Genomic DNA, 19,587 nt, shown 5'->3' on the forward strand with positions numbered 1-19,587 from the left:
GGCATGACGGACAAGTCCCTGAAACTCGTCTTTTCTTGAATCGGTGACTGTTTACTTTTCCTTTCATTTAACACACTTTTTTAAAATAGTGGCAAGTTCTTGCAGGCTCTCCAATGGGAGTTCCGAAGGAATAATTTTCTGAAGGAATAAGACCTGGACTTGGCACTCTATTTATTATAGATATCTATTTATTATAGATAATTCCTGCAAGAAGACCAGCTAACTCTAAAAAACTTTCAGTTTATTGAAGAGCAGTTAGAAAGAAAAATCCGCTTTTATCAGGGAACCAGTTAAGGAATCATACATTTTTTTCGCAGTTTTTATCCTCGAGCCGACCTTTTATTATATTGCCGAAATACATACAGCCTTCCATTGGAATCGTTGGCATATCAGGTGACTCATTTATCATACTTACCGGCGCACCACGGATAAGCACGCATGGCACTCTTTCCCCAGCTTCTCCCATCAGGAGTTCGGCAGCCGAGACAAGGTTATCTGCTACAGCCTTGTATGTAATACGGAGAGGTTTCCCGTATATATCGTCAGTTCCCCGCGCATCTTCCACAGGCACAAAGCCTGAAACTCCAAGCGCAATTCCCGAGCAACCAAGCCTGAGAGGTTGAGTCCTGCTGTCTCCTATAATTACTCCTAGTCTGCATGAGTAACGCTGCTCAAGCCGGCTTCTGATAATCTCGGAACTTTTTCGCGGGTCTTCTGGGAGCAAGATCACATAGCCTTCAGGGGCATTTGAAGCATCAATCCCTGCATTAGGAGCCAGAACGCCTTTTGTAATTGTAAGGGCAGCTCCAGGTACACCTCCAAAAATCTCATCGCATTCCTGAAGCACGAGTTCCATTTCCCTGGGATCGATCCCGTACTGTTCCCCAAGCACTTTTGCCTTTTCACCTGGATTCACACTTGCAAGCCTGACGGCTCTTCTTTCCGCAGTGCCAACTGCAGATTCTGCAAGTACGAAAACATCCCCATCAATAGGGACAAGCCCTGCTTCCTCCAGAGCCTTATCTAGAATCTGTACGATATCATCCCCTTCCCTTATAATAGGGGTCTTAATCCCAAACATCTGGATGGAAGTATTTTCTGAACTCATACTCTGCTGCCCTTAGGAGTTAATGACTAAATTGGTTTGCTGAATCTAAAATAAATGCGAAATCAAATCGTAAAATGCCGGAGGATATTGATAAATGTATCCGACGGCTCCCAAAAAGATGTGAGAAGAAATTCAAAAAGATGTAAGAAGATATTCAAAAAGATGTGAGAAGGTATCCAAGAAGATGTGAGAAAAGATCTAAAAAAATATAAGAAATTGCCAAAAAAATATTATGAAGTATTCAAAAAGATGTGAAGAAAAATCTAAAAAGATGTGAGAAAAAATCTAAAAAGATACGATGCAAAATCTAAAAAAATATAAAAAGTGGCCTAAAAATATGAAAGGATACCCAGATAAAATAATCGATGAGAATAAAAGCCTGAAGAAGAGAATACAGAAAGTAAAAATCTTACCGCTGAAAAAGAGGAAAAAGAGTCTTCCGGTATAGATAGTGATTTTTACCTGTAAGAAAATTATTTCCCGGAAATTCCAGCCATCGAAAGTAGTCTTGCAGTATTTTTATGAGATCCTATAGGCATAATATGAACCCCTCGTGAGAGTTTCATAAGCTCCTTTATAGTCTCTGAAGCTATTGAAAGACCTTCTTCGACAGGATCAGGTGCATCTTTTATACGAAGCATGATTTCTTCAGGCACATGAATTCCCGAAATGTTCCTGTTCATGAATTCAGCCATACCCAGAGATTTTAGAGGAATCAGGCCTGCAATTACAGGTACTTCAAGGTGGCTTATAGCCTCCATAAACTCCTCAAACATGCCCACATCATAGACCGCCTGAGTCTGGATAAAATCAGCTCCACAGCTGACTTTCTTTTCAAGCTTTATAAGTTGCAAAGGTTTTTCAGGGTCTATACCAGAAACCGCACCTGCACAGAAAGAGGTGCCTCCGTCCAGCCTGTTTCCTGCAAAATTAGTGCTTGAGTCAAGCTTCCGAACAAGTTGAAGGAGCTGTACGGAATCAAGGTCGTATACGGGCTTTGAACCTGGATGATCTCCACACGAAGGAAAATCTCCTGTCATCACACAGATGTTCCGGATACCCAGAGCATACGCTCCAAGAAGATCGGACTGAAGTCCTATCCTGTTCCTGTCCCGACAGGTGAGCTGCATAATAGGTTCATGTCCCTCATCAAGCAAAAGCTTGCTAAAAGCCAGGGAGCTCATGTGCATAATTGAGCACTGATTATCCGTAACGTTTATAGCATCTGCAATACCTTTGAGCTGGTGAGCATCTTCAAGGGGAACTGAGAATCTTGTGCCCTTAGGAGGGGAGACTTCAGCAGTGACCAGAAATTTGCTGGAATTCAGTTTTTCACGAAAATTAAAGAGCATTGAGTAAGAATATTAGGGATGAAATTATTTAAACCATGCTCCTGAATCGTGCACCATCAGTCGGTTAATATTATTTTCAAAAACCTTTGTGCCGCATTATCCCTTTTTGCAGATCAGACAAGTTACTTTTTGCAAATCAGAGAGGTTACTTTTTGCAAATCAGAGAGGTTACTTTTTGCAAATCAGAGAGGTTACTTTTTGCAAATCAGAGAGGTTACTTTTTGCAAATCAGAGAGGTTACTTTTTTGCAGATCAGAGTGGTTATAGCAGACTTGCACTGATGCGTCAAAGACATGTATTTCAAGCACGGGAAAAAATATGATTTAAAAATTAAATAAAAAATGTGAATGAATTTAATCAACTCTATGCTCCTGAGGGGCATGAACTGTGTAAAGGAGATCAAGCCTATTGATTTTTTTCAACCTATTATAAATCAAAGTCCATACGCAATCGTTCTCTCTGTTGACTTCACACATCCCGTCAATAGCTCCCCCACAGGGCCCATTTAGAAGTCCTTTAGGGCATCGTGATTTAGGACAGATGCCTCCAAATTCACCAATTGTGCATTTTCCACACATTATACACTGGCCTGAAAGCAGCTTGCCTTCGCTTGAACCTCCCAGAGAAAGCGTATCATTTGAGCCGAATACAGGAACCTCCGTAACACCGGAAACCGTTGAAACTCCACTACCGCAGCCCATAACCAGAATACAGCGTGCTTCAGTTATTTTTTCATTCTTTTGGACCAGGGAGTCAAAAGACCGGACACTGCAAGCTGCTGTGGGTAGAGCCCAGCCTACTACACGCTTTCCGCTTTTCTCAAGCTGTCTGATCATCTCAAGCACTTCGGGTTCTCCACCGGTCTTCAGTTTTGCAGCACAGACATTGCATCCGATAATAAATATGTCATCTTCGTCCTGTAATAGGGCCAGGATTTCTTCAAGGGGTTTTGCTGAAGTTATGATCATAACTACCTCAAATATCGATATTCCAGATCGCTCCGCTTTGCAATACATTCGTGGATCATTTCGGCAATAAGTGGTAGGGAGCGCGCCTGCCCTTCAAGTTTCCTGGCAAGGCGCCCAAGCTGAAGCAGAGTACCCATTACAAGCACATCAGTCATCTCCGTTTCGTGGGAAACTGCATTCCTTGTCAGTGCTGCATCCCCTCCTCGGGAGAGTATCTCCTGTTTTATTATCAAAGCCTCTGTGGTCGTAAGATTACGAATTTTCAGCATAAGATGGATACTTTTATTCTGCATTACCTTTGAGCCTGTCGTGGTAACTCCAAGTTTCCGCATTGCAATGGCTGCATCCTGTGGTGTCTTTACCTCAACCACAGAGACCTCATACCTGCCATCTTTTACTATACTTGGACTACTCCTGATAGCTCCTGAAAGCTTTACGACGTCAGCGGTCTCAGGTACATCATGTGTACGGACAATATGAGCACCTTTGTAGACTGCAATAGCTGCTGCAGCCAGGCTGCCATAGAGCCTCTCAGTTGCGGGTTTTCCAAGTACATCTCCTATGAATGATTTTCTTGAGAGAGCTGCTAATAAAGGCTTTTCAAAAATTTGAAGGCGTTCAAAATCGTCAAGAGTTTCAAAGTCATAAATGGAAAGTTTTTCTTCGATCCACCTGCCGGATGCAGGATCAAGTATGAGTTTTTCTGGGTTTATGCCACCTGCTTCAGCAGCCTGTATAATAGAATCAAGGGATTGTATAACGGCATCCATTCCGAGGGGATCACCCGGAACTTTATTTGAGGCCATGACAACAGCAGGACATCCGTAGTCTGCCACTACTTCAATCATTCTGGGGTCTGCAGTAAAACCGGAGACGTCATTTATGATATCAGCTCCCCTTTTGAGAGCTTCTTCTGCGATTTCAGAAAACATCGTATCCACAGAAATCACAGCATCCACATTGCCTTTCAGTGCTTCAAGCACTGGCAAAATACGTTCAAGTTCCTGTTTCCTGCTAATAGGCTCGGCATGTAACCAGGTTGAACGAGCTCCAAGGTCCAGAAAAGTTGCTCCTTCCTCAACCATTTTTAGAGCTGTCTCAAGCGCAGAATCAGGGTTTACGACCGAATTTCCGTAAAAGGACTCAGGACTAAAGTTAATAATACCCATTACATGTGCAGGGTATCGATCTCCTATTTTTATACCACATATTTCAGTATCAACAACCATTTTTGACAACCAGGATCTATAAATTTCAATTAAAATAACGCTAGCTTGCGCTTAATAAACATTGGTAAATAGGCTGGGGGAAGCCGGCTTTACAGAGCTTTCTCACTGTCGGAGATTTCAACGATATGCCTTTAAATCGCGAAAATATAGTTTATTCCGCTTTACTACATTCCGTGAAAAATCTTTCTATTGCGTCCGCAGAGGCTTCCAGACAGAGGGAATTTTATTTATCAATTATTATCAGGATTAAACAAATAATCACTATAATCATATATTAATTAATACATATAAACTGACTTTATCAGGTATACTTGTTTAAGGAATTTTTAAGATACATTAAAGCAGGTTTCAAGCCTTGCTGTAGGCCTCATTTTGCCGACCGAACATTATATATTAATAGGATTATGTGTAAAACCAAATGATTATTTTGAATATTATTAACAGTAAACGCTATTATAGTATTATAAGCTCCAATAATACATAAAAATATTGATGTGTAGAATTGATATGGTACAATTAGGAAAGCAGCGTTTTATGGTTTTAAGAATTATGATTCTTCATTGTTTTGTGTGGATATCCTCGTAATGTCTTCATAAAAACCAACGCGGTCTCGAATTGAATATCGTCTTATCCACAGGGAATGACGAAGAGCCGAAATTATCTGTAAAAACAATTACTAATATTGTAAACTGGTAAGAGCGAAAGAATAAGGTTGCTTTCCCTAATCTGGTACAATTGGGAAAAACAACTTTTCTTGCTCTAGTATAAATGATTTTTACCAAATCTAGTGTATTGATTCCAAAGTATGTTAAAAATTAATTTTTTGAAAACCAAAGAATACACGGAAAACACGAAAATGAGTGATAAAGACCTGGTTCTTCCGTGCTTTCCATGTTTTTCGTGGTTGTAACATCCAGATTGGATCACTCTTTCGAATCACTCTTTCGAATCACTCTTCGGAAGGCTGCGTTTTCCGTGTAACAAAATTACATATGACTTTAAAATAATATTTGAGTTATAAGCTGTAATTATTTTTTTTAGTATGTATTTATTTGATAATCGATGCATTAACTTATGAAACCTTATGACTGACATTCTGACCCCTGTCAAATTGAGACAACAATCAATTGATGTTGGCCATTTTGTTAATGGATTACTATAATAATTATCCTTTTATGATTTGAATTATATAAAAGTATCAAAAATCGGGATGTGCACTACGAAACATTATTATATTTTTTATATTTATTAATATTTTATAATCAAATTATATAGATTTGAAATATAAAAGTATTTTTTAGCTTTTTAGTTCTGCTTTTTCCATATACTTCTTTTTCAGTATTCTCAATACAACAGGACAAAATCGATGAGTACACAAGAAAAATATTTAAATAAAGTAGTGTAACTTATTTTATTGATACTTTAGTAAGTTTTGGGTCGGGGGATCTATATGAGAATACGAGTTATCAGTTCAAGAAATGAAATTCTGTCACTGAATCCGAATGAAAAGGTAGTTCACTTCGCATTCAGGCCGTCAAATAAAGATATTTTTCTGCTTGTTGAGACCTGTCCGAAACTGGAAGTAATCCAGCTTCCAAGATCATACATAAGGACAGTTTCAAGAGCCATAGAGATGTTTATGGAAATGCAAAAAGTTCAGCTCATAGAAGGGGATGTCTGGGGCCACAGGAAAGACATTAATGAGTATTATACTGTCCCCTCATCCGTAATTTCAAAAATGAGAGGCATGAAAGCTGAAGGCATTCCCAGTGAAAAAATTGCGGAGAAATTAGCGCATGAGAGCAAACTTAGTCCTGAAATGATTTCTTACATTCTGAACAAAAAAGATTTGGAGTAAGAAAAAAATCTCTGCCCTTGTCCAGCTAGCCTTTTCAAAAAAGGCTTGAGAAAAAACCCAGCAATGACATGGTCGGAGTGATCAACCGGCGAAACGGTTGTAGAACAACCCTTTTCAAAAAAGGCTTGACCGAAAACTATTGCTAAACCTAAAACGTCATGAAAGCGTGATCAAAAGGGGCAACGGTTGCAGGTAAATGGTTTCTGTGCAACATTTGTGCTCAAGACGACGAGTTCAAATTCATAATCAAGCAACACATCTTTAAAAAAGACTATAAATAATCAAAAAAGCAAAAATATTTAAAAAGAACATAACTTTTAAAGAGGTTTTTGATTATACAAGAAAACGTCTTTCTATATAAAGTTATATGAGCAAATATGATTTTGGAATCTAAATATTAAATTTTTAAACTCTTAAACATCCTTGAGACCAAATAATCCTGAAGTATTTTGACCAACTTGAGATTTCATGGAGTGTTCCTGGTTCTCTTGGCTACATCTGTACAGATGCGGTTTTTATAATGTCTTTCTATTCTCTGTAGCATTATTGCAGAAGGAGTAGAGGAGTGTGGGTTTCCTGATTGCCAGGATGCCTTTAAGGCATCCTGTTGAGTTATATCTTGAATTTTGTCTTTTTCAGTTGTTTTTCAGGCGAGTTCCTTGTTGAAATATTTATCATAGGAACTCATGTCGAAATGTCCGTGTCCACTGAGGTTAAATAGGATTGTTTTTTCTTCTCCGGTTTGCTTGCATTTGAGAGCTTCGTCGATTGCACAGCGGATAGCGTGGGAGGATTCCGGAGCAGGGACTATGCCTTCAGTCCGTGCAAACTGCACAGCGGCATCAAACACCGGGTACTGATCATATGAAACAGCTTCAATAAACCCTTCAGCGCAGAGTTTACTTATGATTGGGGAGTCACCGTGGTAACGGAGTCCGCCTGCGTGGATGGCAGGAGGCACATGTTTGTGGCCGAGGGTATACATTTTAAGAAGCGGGGTCATTTCCGCAGTATCTCCAAAGTCGTACCTGTATTCTCCTTTGGTCAAGGACGGGCAAGCTGAAGGTTCGACTGCAATTACTCTTGGATATCTTTTTCCTTCAATCCGGTCTTTAATGAACTCAAGAGATATTCCCGCGAGGTTGCTTCCTCCTCCACAGCAGCCTATAACTATATCAGGATAGGTTTCAACCTTTTCAAGTTGCTTCTTGCATTCGGCCCCGATTACTGTCTGGTGGAGCATAACATGGTTGAGGACACTTCCCAGGGAGTACTTAGTGTTATCGTGTGCGATTGCATCCTCCACGGCTTCACTGATTGCTATCCCCAGGCTTCCCGGTGTTTCCGGCTGCTCTTTCAGAATCTTTCTTCCGAATTCGGTATCTTCGCTTGGAGAGGGCACAACATTTCCTCCCCAGACTGTCATCAGGGATTTTCGATAAGGTTTCTGGTAAAAACTGGAACGGACCATATAGACTTTACATTCGAGGTCAAAGTAATTGCAGGCAAGAGCTAATGCACTTCCCCATTGTCCTGCCCCTGTTTCAGTTGTGATCCTCTCGGTTCCTTCTTTCATATTATAATAAGCCTGAGCAAGTGAAGTATTTGTCTTATGGCTGCCTGCAGGGCTTACCCCTTCATTTTTATAGTATATCTTTGCAGGAGTTTTGAGAAGTTTTTCCAGCCTGTGAGCCCTGTAAAGAGGACTGGGCCTCCAGAGCTTGTAAATTTCAAGTATCTCTTCAGGGATATCAATAAACCTTTCACTGCTCATTTCCTGCTTAATAAGACCTTTCGGAAAAATAGGTTCAAGAGCTTCAGGAGTTATAGGCTCCCAGGTCCTCGGATCAAGAGGAGGCTCGATAGGAGAGGATAAGTCTGAAAGGACGTTATACCACTGATTAGGCATTTCATTCTCGTCAAGGATAATTTTGGTCTGTTCCATAGGTTTTCTCCGTAGTCGTTTAGGTACAGATTCGTACTTCGACGTATATAAGTGTTATTTATTTTACATTTAAGGTGTTCGCATCCCATTTATGTACTTTTGGGAAACAGGTGTTTGAAGAAAAGCTACTTATTAAAAATAGAGCTTGAAAAAAAGAAGACTGCCAGAAGTTGGAATTGAAAGAAGGGAAAACAGTTAGAAGCAAAAACCGGGAAAAAAGTAAACCGGACAGAAATCGGAACCGAATAAAACAAAAAAGGTCATAATCTCTCAATTCTATAAAAGCTCGATTCTACAAATATTCACTTTATATTCTGAGAGGTTCGCTTGATATTCTGAGAATCTCACTTGATATTCTGAGAGGTTCGCTTGATATTCTGAGAATTTCACTTGTTTAGCATGAAAATGCTGCCATCCGCAAGCATCTTCATTGGTTGTGCATGTTATTCAAAGAATATCATGTTTGTTTAAGATGGCTTGTAGATAACTGAAATTATTGATTCTTAATCGGATTTTTACTGTATCTGTTCTGCAAGCTCCACAGCAAGTTTTGCCACTTCAGTGGCACATCTTCCGAGCAGGCGTATCATTGGTTCTTTTCCCTGACCCCCTTTATCATAGATGACTTTCGGCATGCTTCCGTATTTTTTGATTGCTTCGGTTGTACCCCAGTCCATAGTACTGGAGTTTTCCGGTTCTTCAGCCCTGTCAAAAGAGGAAATTCCAAGTTTCATATCTCTGCAGGCTGAAAGTGCCTTCCTGGAGTATTTTACGTTAATTGCGGCCCTTATTTCAGGATCATAACGAAGGGACGCAAGAATAATACTTGCTACATGTCGGCTGGCCCCAAAATCCACACAGCCCACAGGAACTGCCCGTCCCATGTACCTTACTATCCTGCCTTCAACGGCAGCAACGTCTTCGTAGCTGTTGGCTTCGGGAATAGCCATTCCGATGTTGCAGCCTACTTCGGGAATCAGTTTTGAAAAATCAGGGCTGCCTTCAAGGATCGAAACTGCTTTTTTTACATTTCTTAAAACCAGGTAGCGCTCTTTTTCCTCCAGAATCGCTCCAAGCTGGTTTACAGGACTTACTCCCCTGCCTGCAGGCCGGCTCTTGAGAATTGCCTTTTCAACGAATTTCTTTGCTTTCCTTGCAGCTCCTTCCAGGTTATCTCCAGAGGCTAAGAAGGCAGTCACTGCTGCAGAGTAAGTGCAGCCCGTGCCGTGTGTCCCTCCTTTAACAAAAGTGCCCGGAATACGGGTAAAAGTCTCAGAATCAGCTTCATAAATCAGGTCAGTGGCATCCAGATGTCCTCCTGTAATAATGACAGCTTCAACACCCAGGTCCGTGATTTTTCGAGCTGCAATTTTCGCGTCCTCAGGAGTTTTTACAGACATGCCAGCCAGTACACCTGCTTCGGATGCATTGGGCGTCGTAACCTTGCATAAGGGCAGCAGTTCTTCAGTAAGGACAGAGATAGCTTCTTTTCGTAGCAGGTTCCCTCCTGCTTCAGCAGCTATAACAGGGTCCAGCACAAGGGAAAGCTCATATTTCCTTACTTCTTTTGCAACTTCCCTTACGATCTCCGATGAGGCAAGCATACCGCTTTTTGCCCACCTGACCTCCATATCGGTGCAGACAGCTTCAATCTGGCTGGCGACAGTTTCAGGAGTGAGGTCAAAGGTTTTCAGCACTCCAGTAGTATTCTGTGCAGTAACCGATGTAATAGCGCAGGTTCCGTGCACTCCAAGAGCGGCAAAAGTCTTCAGATCCGCAGCAATTCCTGCTCCTCCACCTGAATCCGAACCTGCTATAGTCAGAACAATTGGGGTTTTTATTTTCAAGGGTTTTTCGGTCATGGATGTCTCTCTTTCTTTCATTCGTTTTCCTGCTACTTTATAGAGCTCTTTCTTCTGGAAATATGAAATTAATTTAATATTGTGCCTTTCAGGAAGATTTTTATAAGTTTTAATAGAATTATTTGTAAAAAATCTTCTCAACAGGATTAGGTGATCCTTTGTTTTTTCTGAAGGGTTATCTTTGTCCTGAAGGAATTCCCGTTCATTTCGCATTTATATCAGGGTATTTTGTAGAGAATTCCCGTTCATAGCAGGTTTTTTTTCTGTATGATAACTTAAAAAGTGATATATTGCTTCGATACATTTATATATTGTATTTGCGACTTTGATGCAAATAATCAAATTTAAGACGCGGCGATCAATTTAAATCTGGATTAACTATTTATATTGATATAGATAATGACTTGATTTATAATGTTTTAAGGGGACTGTAAGGATGGCAAACCGACCTCTGGATATTTTGAACAACGCATTGGACACACCTGTAATCGTTAGATTGAAAGGCGCACGCGAGTTTAGAGGTGAGCTGAAAGGATACGATATTCACATGAACCTCGTGCTTGACAATGCTGAAGAGCTAAGAGAAGGAGAAATTGTAAGTAAGTTCAGCAGTGTCGTTATTCGCGGTGACAACGTGGTATACGTATCTCCGTAATCTATATCAAGCACTTCATCTATTATCGTAAAACCTCGATGACCAGGACTTATTGTGACTGGCCGCAGAGAGTAAATTCAGATGAATAGAATCGCTTCAGATTATCGAATACTGCTCTAACAAATTAATTTTATCAGGAGATTTAGGAATGAGTAAAGGTACGGCATCAATGGGAAAAAGGCAGAAACGCACACATGCTAAATGCAGGCGCTGTGGGAGTGTTTCTTTCAACGTGCATACAAAACAGTGTACTTCATGTGGTTTTGGAAAAACATCTCGAATAAGAGCTTACAAGTGGCAGGCAAAGTGCAAGTATTAAACCTGTCTGTTCCACTTTCTCTATTTTTTACCTTCACCGGAGGTCGAAATTGAAAGAAGAATGTGGCGTTGCAGGCATAATTCTACCAGGCGACAGGCCTCAATCCAATACTGTCGCATTCAAGCTGTATTACGCCTTGTATGCCCTCCAGCATAGGGGACAGGAATCCACTGGCATAATGGTATATGACGGTACATCCTCTCATTCCATTAAAGGCATGGGTCTTGTTCCTGATGTATATAACAAAGATTCTCTGGGGCACCTGATCGGAAATGTAGGAGTAGGGCATGTCCGCTACTCAACTACCGGAGGATCAAAAATAGAAAACTGCCAGCCCTTTATCCTGAATTTCAAAGGAGGAGCAGTTGCAATTGCCCATAATGGGAACCTTGTTAATGCCAGAAAGCTCAAGGATGAACTTGAGTGTGAAGGCCGTATTTTTATCAGTGATTCCGATACCGAAGTTATCGGCCACCTTCTTGTAAAAGAACTGATAAAACACGACCCCATAGAATCTATCCGGAATGTCATGCGCAAGCTTGTCGGTTCCTATTCTCTGGTTATCCATATTGGCGGTGCTCTGTATGCTGTGCGGGATCCTCTCGGTCTTAAGCCGCTTTGCTTCGGAAAAGTCGATGGCGGATACGCAGTTTTCTCGGAAAGCGTAGCCCTTGATACCCTTAACGGCACCCTTATCAGAGATGTGCGGCCAGGTGAGGTAATAGTCTTTACGGGCGACGGCTTTGAGAGCTGCCAGATAGGAAACGAGCCTCATCCTGCTCATTGTGTGTTTGAGTTCATTTATTTCGCAAGGCCTGATTCCATTATTGATGGAAAACTGGTCTACAAAGTGCGGGAAAATATTGGAAGGGAACTCGCCAGAGAGCATCCGGTAGAGGCTGACATTGTTTCTCCTGTTCCGGACTCTGGGATTACTTCGGCAATTGGTTATGCCAGGGAATCAGGTACTAAATACCTCGAAGGCCTGATGAAGAACCGTTACATAGGGCGTACATTTATCCTGCCTGGCCAGGAATTGCGTGAAACCGCAGTCCGGCTTAAAATGAATGCTATCCAGGATAATGTCAAAGGCAAACGTGTCGTTCTGGTTGATGACAGCATTGTCCGAGGTACAACCTCCAGGCGGATTATAGATATGGTCCGCAGGGCAGGTGCGTCAGAAATTCATTCAAGAGTAGGAAGTCCCGCAATTATTGCTCCTTGCTATCTGGGCATAGATATGGCTACCCGGCAGGAACTTATCGCCTCTTATAAAACCGTAAAAGAGGTTGAAAGCCTAATTAATGCGGATTCCCTCGGATATCTGAGTATTGACGGACTTATGAGGGCTCTTGAGTGCGATAAGAGTGACATGTGCCTTGGTTGTCTCACAGGAGAGTATCCTGTAGAAATCCCTGGAGAAAATTGCACAAGGAAACAGACACGTCTGGATGATTTTGATAATAAACCGGAAAGTTCCTGAACGGCTCTTCCCAGTCAATTCATAAGGAACTTTCTTCACTATTCTTTTTGATTTATCACTGTATTTTTAAATTCTTTCACTATCTATTTGATTTACCCCTACTCTTTTTGAATTATCACTATCTATTTGATTTTCCACTACTCTTTTTGAATTATCACTATCTATTATGTTGTTTTTCAAAAACTCACACACGACATCTACGATATTACTAAAATATATTTTTTCAAGCTGTCTCAAAACTACACATAATTTTACAAATAGGATAATGTACTATAATTCGAGATTCTGTTCCAAAATCTAGTGATTTTTGCATTTTTGGATTGAAAATCTGAATTCGCAAGAAGAATCCAGTTATCATCAAAACCAATATTCGATATCTAAAGACTTCAATTCTTAAGTCGTATCACAAGGATTGTGATTAATTACAAGGTCCAATGATTTTGAACTTTACATTCATCACTAGATTTTGGTACTGAGTCTAATTCGAGGCAAATAAATATCTGAATTTCAGAATAATTTTCGATCTGAATTTAAAGTCAACAATTTCAATTATCCAATTGTAGAAATGGGTCGAGTTTTGAGACAACCGGTTTTAGAGATTTTTTATAATTAAAGGAAACAATTAAATGCAAAATTGAGCAAAAATACAAAGAGGGTTGATTTATGGAAAAGAAGCTGGTATCAGGTCTTATTTTATTTATAATACTTTTTATTGTACTGCCCTATTCAGCAGTAGCTGCCGATGAGAACTTTCTTAAACATACAAGCTCAGGAAATGCCTTTGGGGGTGGTGAGGACCTTCAGATCAACCAGGACATTCAGGGAGACCTGGTGCTTGCAGGGTCTCAAATCGAAGTAAACGGGAACACAGGAGGTAATTTCCTGGGTGCAAGCGGGGATATAATTGTTAATGGAAATGTTTCAGGAAACATTCTCGCACTAGGAGGCTCCATACGGATAAACGGAAATGTAGGTGGAGATGTAGCAGCACTCGGCGGTCAGATCATTCTTTCCCGGGACAGCGTGGTTGAAGGGGATATTCTACTTGGCGGAGGGGAAGTAACGCTTGACGGGATAGTTAACGGAAATGGGGAAGTCTCAACGAGCACCCTCAAAACCGGAGACGACTTCGAGCTTAAAGGAAATCTTGCACTTCAAGCCGATAATTATCCACCCAATCTGAACGATAAGGTTGGTGGAAACCTGAATATTACGCAGGTAAATGCAAAGGAAGAAAGTTATGAAAGTGTTACCAAAGGATTTAGCATTTTCTCCTTCATCCTGAGATTGCTCGCGTCCCTGGCTCTGGGCCTGATCCTTATCCACCTTTTCCCGGGTTTCGTAGGCGGGCTTGCGGAACTAGTAAAAGATTCACCTCTTAAGGCAGGATTACTGGGTTTTCTAACTCTAATTTTCCTTCCAGTGCTCTCAATAATCCTGCTTATTACTTTCTTTGGGTGGAGCCTTTCGATCCTGATTATCCTGCTTCTGGCACTTGCACTCCTTATCGCGACAGTGCCGGTGAAACTGCTTGCAGGCGAGATAATCTATAATAAAATATTAAAAAAGGAAGCGGGAAAACTGATGTACTATCTTGTTGGGGCAGTCCTATTTGCAATTATATACGAAATTCCTTTCCTGGGAGGGCTTATACGTTTTATTGCCCTCATTATTGGGTTAGGGGCAATAGTAGTTTGGCTTGCGACTCGCGCCAGACCAACTGATTAAACTGGCGGACTTTTCAAGTGAGTGAAATTTCAATTTTCTCGTGCAGGTGATTTCAGTCAGATTTTCAAAAAACTTGAGAAAAACAGAAAATTTGGAGGGAATCAAAAAATTTGGAGGGAATCAAAAAATTTGGAGGGAATCAAAAAATTTGGAGAAAATAGAGGAATTTGAAGGAACTTTGGCATATCTTTCATCTTTAATTTCATCAGGATTGATGTCCAGTGAAGCCAGCACTTTTTTTAAAGCTTCAAGTTCCATTTTTTACTCCAAGATATGAGAAGAGGAAATGGAAATATTATTATATTTTTTCTGTGGTTGGAAACCCATTTAATTTGAAGAGAATACACATAGTCACGCCTGTAATTGTTGCAACAAAAACCTTCATTGCACCTCATTGAATATTTGCATTATTTAGCCTTGTGACTATAGTTGCCGTTATATGTGTCACAACACTATTATATAATTATAAAACTATAAATTTATATAGTGATGTTACACTAACTTTTATCACCAAATTTTGGAACTTAGTCGAATGAATGCGAATTAAATTTATTTTTTGCTCAGAGATGGGTGAGAGAATGGAAAAAAGGCATTTTTATATCTCAAATAATAAAATTCATATTCCTGCCATCCTGTGGGGAAAGCAGAGTGAAAAGCTGTTGATTGAAGTTCATGGCAACCTTTCTAATAAAGAAGACACCGTAATTTCCATGATGGCACAAAAAGCCGTTGAAAAAGGTTACCAGGCATTAAGCTTTGACCTGCCCATGCATGGTGAACGTGCAAATGAGGAATATGCCTGTATTCCTGAAAATTGCGTAAGTGATCTGACTGCTGTTTATGAATATGCAAAGTCACTTGCATCTGAAATTTCTTTGTTTGCGTGCAGCATGGGAGCTTATTTCAGTCTGCTTGCCTATCATGACCTTAACATAAAGCAAAGTTTGTTTCTCTCGCCCGTCGTCAATATGGAATGCATCATACGCAATATGATGAAAGGCTTCCAGGTAAGTGAAGAAAGACTAAAAGCAGAGCATGAAATCCGGTTGCCAATCGGACAGACATTGGAATGGAATTATTATTGCTACGTAAAAGAAAACCCTATTTGTTTTGAATGGAAAGTACCTACTGCCATTTTGTATGGTTCTAACGATAATCTGTCTGACTGGGACGAGATTTCAGCATTTGCAGCGAGGTATCACTCAACAATTAAAGTCCTGGACCACGGGGAGCATTACTTCCATACGGAAGAGCAATTGAAGATATTTGATAGATGGGTAGATGAAAATCTGCTGTAAAACTCAGGAATGACAAAAATATAAATTCAAATATTTTGGTAGTCCATCGTTTGTTGATTGATATTAATCCAAAATAATCGAAATACAGTGTACAGCTATTCCTTTCCTACATTTTTAGCACTGCTGTGGCCGGTCTGCTGTGTGAATACATAAACGCAAGCAAAGCCATGTTTGAGACTATGCCATGAAAACATCAATCAGGTATTGGTGGACGACCAAAAGCTTACGTATATCTTTTATACCTCTTGCGTAAATATAGTGCCCATGCGCGATATTGTTATTATAGGGCATAAAGCAAACACAAGCGGCGACTTTACATTAAATGACCTTCCAGGTTCTGCAGGAAGAATGGATATCCTTTGCCGCTGCGTGAGTTCTGCCCTTTTTCTCTCTTTCGGAATGCGCAGGGATGTAAATGTGCACCTGCTCCTTCTGGGAGAACCCAATCCCGGAAAAATCCTCAGGTTTGAAGGACTACACCTGAGATACCTTAACCCGGACGAGCGAAGCAGCGGTTCGCTTATCCAGAAAGCCCTTCAAAAAGACGCAAGCGAACAGGATATCCGTTCCACTCCAGGCGTCTGGGTTCGCAAAGGAGATCTCGATTCCCTGCTCTCGGAATTTGAAGGACGCCCCCTGCTCTATCTGAGAGAAGATGGAGAGGATATCAGGGCAATTGCAAGTGAAATCCGCGACCCAGTCTTCATCCTGGGAGACCATTTAGGAGTTACCGAAGAAGAGGAAGCACAGCTCCTTAAGGCAGGGGTGAAAATTATCTCGGTAGGTCCTCTTTCTCTCCATTCTAATCACTGCATAACCCTTATACACAATGAACTTGACAGAGCTGAAGCTGAAAGAGGAGAGATCCCCGGAGAAGCTGACAGCAGGGTTGAAGATTGAGTGGTGACAGATTTAATGATGACCAGAAATATTAAGTGATAAGGAGCTTTCATCTCATACTTATCCCTTAATTTTGTCACTCATTCCCAGGTCAATTTCCCGAAAAAAGCTTAAAGAAAGTGAAAGAAAATGGACGTACTCGATATTTCAAAAAAGATTTTGCATGAAGGCCCGATATGTGACAACTGTCTGGGCCGTCAGTTTGCAAAATTATCCACAGGCCTGAGCAATAGAGAACGTGGGCAAGCCTTGAAACTCGCCCTTGTCCTGGAAGGGGACCGGATCTATAAAGCTGAAAACGATGAGTCTCTTCTCAAAGAACTTGCTCCTTGCAGTGTATTTGCGAGAAAGGCTCTAGGAACAGAAAGCGAAGATGAACAGTGCTGGGTCTGCCTTGACCAGTTTAAAAAGCTGGATGAATGGGCCGATGAAGCTGCAAAAACCCTTGAAGGGCTTGAATATTCTACCTTTCTTGTAGGCACAAAGGTCAGCGGGCTTCTTAGTGAAAACGAGGAGCTGCTCTGGGCTGAGGCTGGGACTGCATATGCCGAACAGCTTAAGACCGAGCTTAATAGGGAAGTTGGCAAGCGGATATCAGAGAAAGTCCATAAAGACGTGGATTTCGAAAACCCTGATATTACAATTACCCTTGACCTTGGAAAAAACGAGCTTGATCTCCAGCTCCGCTCGGTATATATTCTAGGGCGCTACCGCAAACTTATCAGGGGAATTCCTCAGACACGCTGGCCTTGCAGGAAATGCAAGGGAAAAGGATGTGAGCGCTGTAATTTTACAGGGAAACAGTATCAGGAATCCGTAGATGAGCTCATAAAAGGGCCTGTAGTTGAGGCTTTCCAAGCAGTTGATACGGCTTTTCATGGTTCGGGCAGGGAAGATATCGATGCCCTGATGCTGGGAAGTGGCAGGCCTTTTGTAGTAGAAGCAAAATCTCCTGTAAAGCGAAGCACAGACCTTGAAGAACTTATGCGAAATATTAATGAGAAAGCTGCCGGAAAAGTTGAGGTAAGAGAGTTTTCTTTCGCTGGAAAGGATATGATTGAGACCTTGAAAAGCTCAAAGGCGGATAAAACTTATAAGCTTAAAGTTACATTTAAAGAGCCTGTTTCGGAGGAAAAGCTTAAATCCAGCCTTGAGGCTTTGAGTGACATAGAGATCTCACAGCAGACTCCAACGCGGGTAGTTCACAGGCGGGCTGACCTTGTCAGAAAAAGGCATGTGCACCGTATCAAGCTTGACGAACTAACAGACGAAGGTTACGCTTACATAACAGTAAACTGCGAAGGCGGGCTGTATGTAAAAGAGCTTGTTTCCGGAGATGAGGGCAGGACAAACCCGAGCCTGAGCGGACTTTTAGGGATTCCTGCGCTTGTGGAAGATCTTGATGTGGTCAACGTTGATATTTAAACTCAATCTGAATCAGCGTTATTTAATATATAGAGTCAGGAAAATACTGCCTGACGAAACGTCTTATTTAAATAATATCCATCTTATCTAGAGAAAAACTGTATATACTATAGACTAATTAATCGAGCATTCTAAGGAGGAACATGCGATGACAAATTCCCACGGCGAAAAACGCTGCACAAGGTATAAACTACAGAAGACAGTTCGTGAAAGAGGGATTTCCCCTGTAAGCAAGGCAATTCAGGAATTCGAAGAAGGACAAATGGTCCACATTGACATTGATCCGAGTGTTCAGAAAGGTATGCCCAATCCGAAGTTCCAGGGTTCTACCGGAAAGATACTCGGACAGCGCGGTCGTTCGTACATTCTTGAAGTCCGCAATGGAAATGCGATGAAGGAAGTTATTTCCCTCCCTCAGCACCTTAAACCGCAGAAGTATTAATTCCCATTCCAGGCAGTTAGGTTGTAAAACCTAACCCATTTTATCTGAGTTTACAGTATGCAGGCATTTACCGTAGGATCAGGTTCTTGCTAGGGGTTTTCAGTAATTTGTAAGGGCTGGGTCTGTAATTAAATGTAAGAAACTCAATGACTCCTGGATAACTGCTTAAAGGGAGAGGGGACTTAAAGAAAACTGATTTTAAAAACTTGTCTCTTATCCCTATATAATGGTTTATTATCTCAAGATGGTGATCTCTTATCACGAAATGGTGATCTCTTATCACGAAATGGTGATCTCTTATCCTGAGATGATGGTCTCTTATCCCGATATAGATATCTCTTATCTCGAGATGGGACTATCTATAATTATATATCGGTTGTCAGACATATACCGATCCAGATAAGGAAAAGATTATTCGGAACAATTTCAGATTATTATTAAATACGATCGAATTTCGTGCATAACGGCAATCTGAAGAAGGCCTATACATGAAAAGAGTTAAGCAATCTATCTCGAGGCCAGTTCAGATTTCCGGATGCTGACAGGCAGAAATTTACTTGCCAGGAACTCCTGGAGAATTGAAGAGTGACCTGAAGAGATTACTCAGCAGGGAATGGCAAATTGTTACAACTTTTAAGTCGAAAAGAGTGTATTCCAATGATAGTTAAGGAAGTCCTCAGTGAAGAATTATTGACTTTAGCCGAAGTCAGAGATCTACTTAACAGGATCGCCGAAGAGCGCAGAGAGAAGGGGCTTGAAGTAGGATATGGATTTAGAAAAGCTCTGCACCATGCTGAACAATTCTCAAAGATCAGTGGAGAAAAATCAAGGGAACTGGTTAACAAGCTGTTAGAACTCGAAAAAATGAAGCCTTCAATTGCGATCAGGATCGCAGATATTCTGCCTCAATCCAGGGATGAAATCCGATCAATCTACGCTAAAGAAAAATATACCCTGAGCAATGAGGAACTTGATCAAATTCTCGATTATGTATTGGAAGCTATTGAATAAAACT

The 19,587-nt window shown here is 40.9% G+C and carries 17 protein-coding genes; 10 read left to right on the forward strand and 7 right to left on the reverse strand.

All coding sequences use genetic code 11. The features are described 5' to 3' along the window. Positions 1-298: 298 nt before the first annotated feature. From cofE to folP, 4 genes are all read right to left on the reverse strand, one after another. On the reverse strand, positions 299-1,108 hold the full coding sequence (gene cofE, locus MSVAZ_RS11440; protein WP_048121086.1) for a coenzyme F420-0:L-glutamate ligase: 810 nt from the start codon (positions 1,106-1,108) through the stop codon (positions 299-301). 473 nt (positions 1,109-1,581) lie between these two features. Next, positions 1,582-2,460: a methylenetetrahydrofolate reductase gene (locus tag MSVAZ_RS11445; protein WP_048121088.1), complete on the reverse strand. Its 879-nt coding sequence runs from the start codon at positions 2,458-2,460 to the stop codon at positions 1,582-1,584. A gap of 353 nt (positions 2,461-2,813) precedes the next feature. After that, on the reverse strand, positions 2,814-3,428 hold the full coding sequence (locus MSVAZ_RS11450; RefSeq protein WP_048121091.1) for a methylenetetrahydrofolate reductase C-terminal domain-containing protein: 615 nt from the start codon (positions 3,426-3,428) through the stop codon (positions 2,814-2,816). Positions 3,429-3,430: 2 nt separating this feature from the next. Then, positions 3,431-4,657 carry a dihydropteroate synthase gene (folP, locus tag MSVAZ_RS11455; protein ID WP_048121093.1) on the reverse strand — a complete coding sequence of 409 codons (1,227 nt, stop codon included), beginning with the start codon at positions 4,655-4,657 and terminating at the stop codon, positions 3,431-3,433. 1,450 nt (positions 4,658-6,107) lie between these two features. On the opposite strand from folP, the gene MSVAZ_RS11460 reads away from it, so the two are divergent. Continuing rightward, entirely contained in the window at positions 6,108-6,515 is a 408-nt protein-coding gene (locus MSVAZ_RS11460; protein WP_048121095.1) for a DUF1699 family protein, read from the forward strand. 646 nt (positions 6,516-7,161) lie between these two features. On the opposite strand, the gene MSVAZ_RS11465 is transcribed toward MSVAZ_RS11460, so the two are convergent. After that, positions 7,162-8,460, reverse strand: coding sequence for a TrpB-like pyridoxal phosphate-dependent enzyme (locus MSVAZ_RS11465; protein WP_048121096.1), 1,299 nt, complete (start codon positions 8,458-8,460; stop codon positions 7,162-7,164). Positions 8,461-8,975: 515 nt separating this feature from the next. After that, positions 8,976-10,322, reverse strand: a complete 1,347-nt coding sequence (gene thiD, locus MSVAZ_RS11470) for a bifunctional hydroxymethylpyrimidine kinase/phosphomethylpyrimidine kinase (RefSeq protein WP_048123940.1) — start codon at positions 10,320-10,322, stop codon at positions 8,976-8,978. A 436-nt stretch (positions 10,323-10,758) separates the two neighbouring features. Here thiD and MSVAZ_RS11475 point away from each other — a divergent pair, with 436 nt between their 5' ends. The 4 genes from MSVAZ_RS11475 to MSVAZ_RS11485 all read left to right on the forward strand — a co-directional run bounded on the left by MSVAZ_RS11475 (position 10,759) and on the right by MSVAZ_RS11485 (position 14,507). Beyond that, positions 10,759-10,977: an LSm family protein gene (locus tag MSVAZ_RS11475; protein ID WP_048121098.1), complete on the forward strand. Its 219-nt coding sequence runs from the start codon at positions 10,759-10,761 to the stop codon at positions 10,975-10,977. Positions 10,978-11,125: 148 nt separating this feature from the next. Further along, a complete protein-coding gene (locus tag MSVAZ_RS19590) occupies positions 11,126-11,296 on the forward strand; it encodes a 50S ribosomal protein L37e (protein ID WP_080942245.1) in 171 nt (56 codons plus the stop codon). Between the two features lie 49 nt (positions 11,297-11,345). Next, positions 11,346-12,779 carry an amidophosphoribosyltransferase gene (gene purF, locus MSVAZ_RS11480; RefSeq protein ID WP_048121099.1) on the forward strand — a complete coding sequence of 478 codons (1,434 nt, stop codon included), beginning with the start codon at positions 11,346-11,348 and terminating at the stop codon, positions 12,777-12,779. Positions 12,780-13,442: 663 nt separating this feature from the next. After that, complete coding sequence (locus MSVAZ_RS11485; RefSeq protein ID WP_048121101.1) at positions 13,443-14,507, forward strand: bactofilin family protein; 1,065 nt, start codon at positions 13,443-13,445, stop codon at positions 14,505-14,507. A gap of 120 nt (positions 14,508-14,627) precedes the next feature. Here the strand turns inward: MSVAZ_RS11485 and MSVAZ_RS20400 are convergent, their stop codons facing one another. Beyond that, the gene (locus MSVAZ_RS20400) at positions 14,628-14,765 is read right to left on the reverse strand and encodes a hypothetical protein (protein WP_156151066.1); all 138 of its coding nucleotides are present in this window, start codon (positions 14,763-14,765) and stop codon (positions 14,628-14,630) included. 320 nt (positions 14,766-15,085) lie between these two features. On the opposite strand from MSVAZ_RS20400, the gene MSVAZ_RS11490 reads away from it, so the two are divergent. The 5 genes from MSVAZ_RS11490 to MSVAZ_RS11510 all read left to right on the forward strand — a co-directional run bounded on the left by MSVAZ_RS11490 (position 15,086) and on the right by MSVAZ_RS11510 (position 19,583). Then, the gene (locus MSVAZ_RS11490) at positions 15,086-15,805 is read left to right on the forward strand and encodes an alpha/beta hydrolase (protein ID WP_048121102.1); all 720 of its coding nucleotides are present in this window, start codon (positions 15,086-15,088) and stop codon (positions 15,803-15,805) included. 264 nt (positions 15,806-16,069) lie between these two features. Further along, the gene (gene trmY, locus MSVAZ_RS11495) at positions 16,070-16,705 is read left to right on the forward strand and encodes a tRNA (pseudouridine(54)-N(1))-methyltransferase TrmY (protein ID WP_048123942.1); all 636 of its coding nucleotides are present in this window, start codon (positions 16,070-16,072) and stop codon (positions 16,703-16,705) included. Between the two features lie 129 nt (positions 16,706-16,834). Further along, entirely contained in the window at positions 16,835-18,130 is a 1,296-nt protein-coding gene (locus MSVAZ_RS11500; protein ID WP_048121105.1) for a tRNA pseudouridine(54/55) synthase Pus10, read from the forward strand. 148 nt (positions 18,131-18,278) lie between these two features. Beyond that, complete coding sequence (locus MSVAZ_RS11505) at positions 18,279-18,572, forward strand: 50S ribosomal protein L21e (RefSeq protein WP_048106216.1); 294 nt, start codon at positions 18,279-18,281, stop codon at positions 18,570-18,572. Between the two features lie 657 nt (positions 18,573-19,229). Further along, positions 19,230-19,583, forward strand: a complete 354-nt coding sequence (locus MSVAZ_RS11510) for an RNA polymerase Rpb4 family protein (RefSeq protein ID WP_048121107.1) — start codon at positions 19,230-19,232, stop codon at positions 19,581-19,583. Positions 19,584-19,587 lie beyond the last annotated feature (4 nt).

The sequence above is a fragment of the Methanosarcina vacuolata Z-761 genome (assembly GCF_000969905.1).
Classification (GTDB): Archaea; Halobacteriota; Methanosarcinia; order Methanosarcinales; family Methanosarcinaceae; genus Methanosarcina; species Methanosarcina vacuolata.

Excerpts from the sequence above, each read along its gene's own strand:
- cofE (WP_048121086.1), bottom strand. The coding sequence starts at position 1,108 with ATGAGTTCAGAAAATACTTCCATCCAGATGTTTGGGATTAAGACCCCT.
- MSVAZ_RS11445 (WP_048121088.1), bottom strand. The coding sequence starts at position 2,460 with ATGCTCTTTAATTTTCGTGAAAAACTGAATTCCAGCAAATTTCTGGTC.
- MSVAZ_RS11450 (WP_048121091.1), bottom strand. The coding sequence starts at position 3,428 with ATGATCATAACTTCAGCAAAACCCCTTGAAGAAATCCTGGCCCTATTA.
- folP (WP_048121093.1), bottom strand. The coding sequence starts at position 4,657 with ATGGTTGTTGATACTGAAATATGTGGTATAAAAATAGGAGATCGATAC.
- MSVAZ_RS11460 (WP_048121095.1), top strand. The coding sequence starts at position 6,108 with ATGAGAATACGAGTTATCAGTTCAAGAAATGAAATTCTGTCACTGAAT.
- MSVAZ_RS11465 (WP_048121096.1), bottom strand. The coding sequence starts at position 8,460 with ATGGAACAGACCAAAATTATCCTTGACGAGAATGAAATGCCTAATCAG.
- thiD (WP_048123940.1), bottom strand. The coding sequence starts at position 10,322 with ATGACCGAAAAACCCTTGAAAATAAAAACCCCAATTGTTCTGACTATA.
- MSVAZ_RS11475 (WP_048121098.1), top strand. The coding sequence starts at position 10,759 with ATGGCAAACCGACCTCTGGATATTTTGAACAACGCATTGGACACACCT.
- MSVAZ_RS19590 (WP_080942245.1), top strand. The coding sequence starts at position 11,126 with ATGAGTAAAGGTACGGCATCAATGGGAAAAAGGCAGAAACGCACACAT.
- MSVAZ_RS11485 (WP_048121101.1), top strand. The coding sequence starts at position 13,443 with ATGGAAAAGAAGCTGGTATCAGGTCTTATTTTATTTATAATACTTTTT.
- MSVAZ_RS20400 (WP_156151066.1), bottom strand. The coding sequence starts at position 14,765 with ATGGAACTTGAAGCTTTAAAAAAAGTGCTGGCTTCACTGGACATCAAT.
- MSVAZ_RS11490 (WP_048121102.1), top strand. The coding sequence starts at position 15,086 with ATGGAAAAAAGGCATTTTTATATCTCAAATAATAAAATTCATATTCCT.
- trmY (WP_048123942.1), top strand. The coding sequence starts at position 16,070 with ATGCGCGATATTGTTATTATAGGGCATAAAGCAAACACAAGCGGCGAC.
- MSVAZ_RS11500 (WP_048121105.1), top strand. The coding sequence starts at position 16,835 with ATGGACGTACTCGATATTTCAAAAAAGATTTTGCATGAAGGCCCGATA.
- MSVAZ_RS11505 (WP_048106216.1), top strand. The coding sequence starts at position 18,279 with ATGACAAATTCCCACGGCGAAAAACGCTGCACAAGGTATAAACTACAG.
- MSVAZ_RS11510 (WP_048121107.1), top strand. The coding sequence starts at position 19,230 with ATGATAGTTAAGGAAGTCCTCAGTGAAGAATTATTGACTTTAGCCGAA.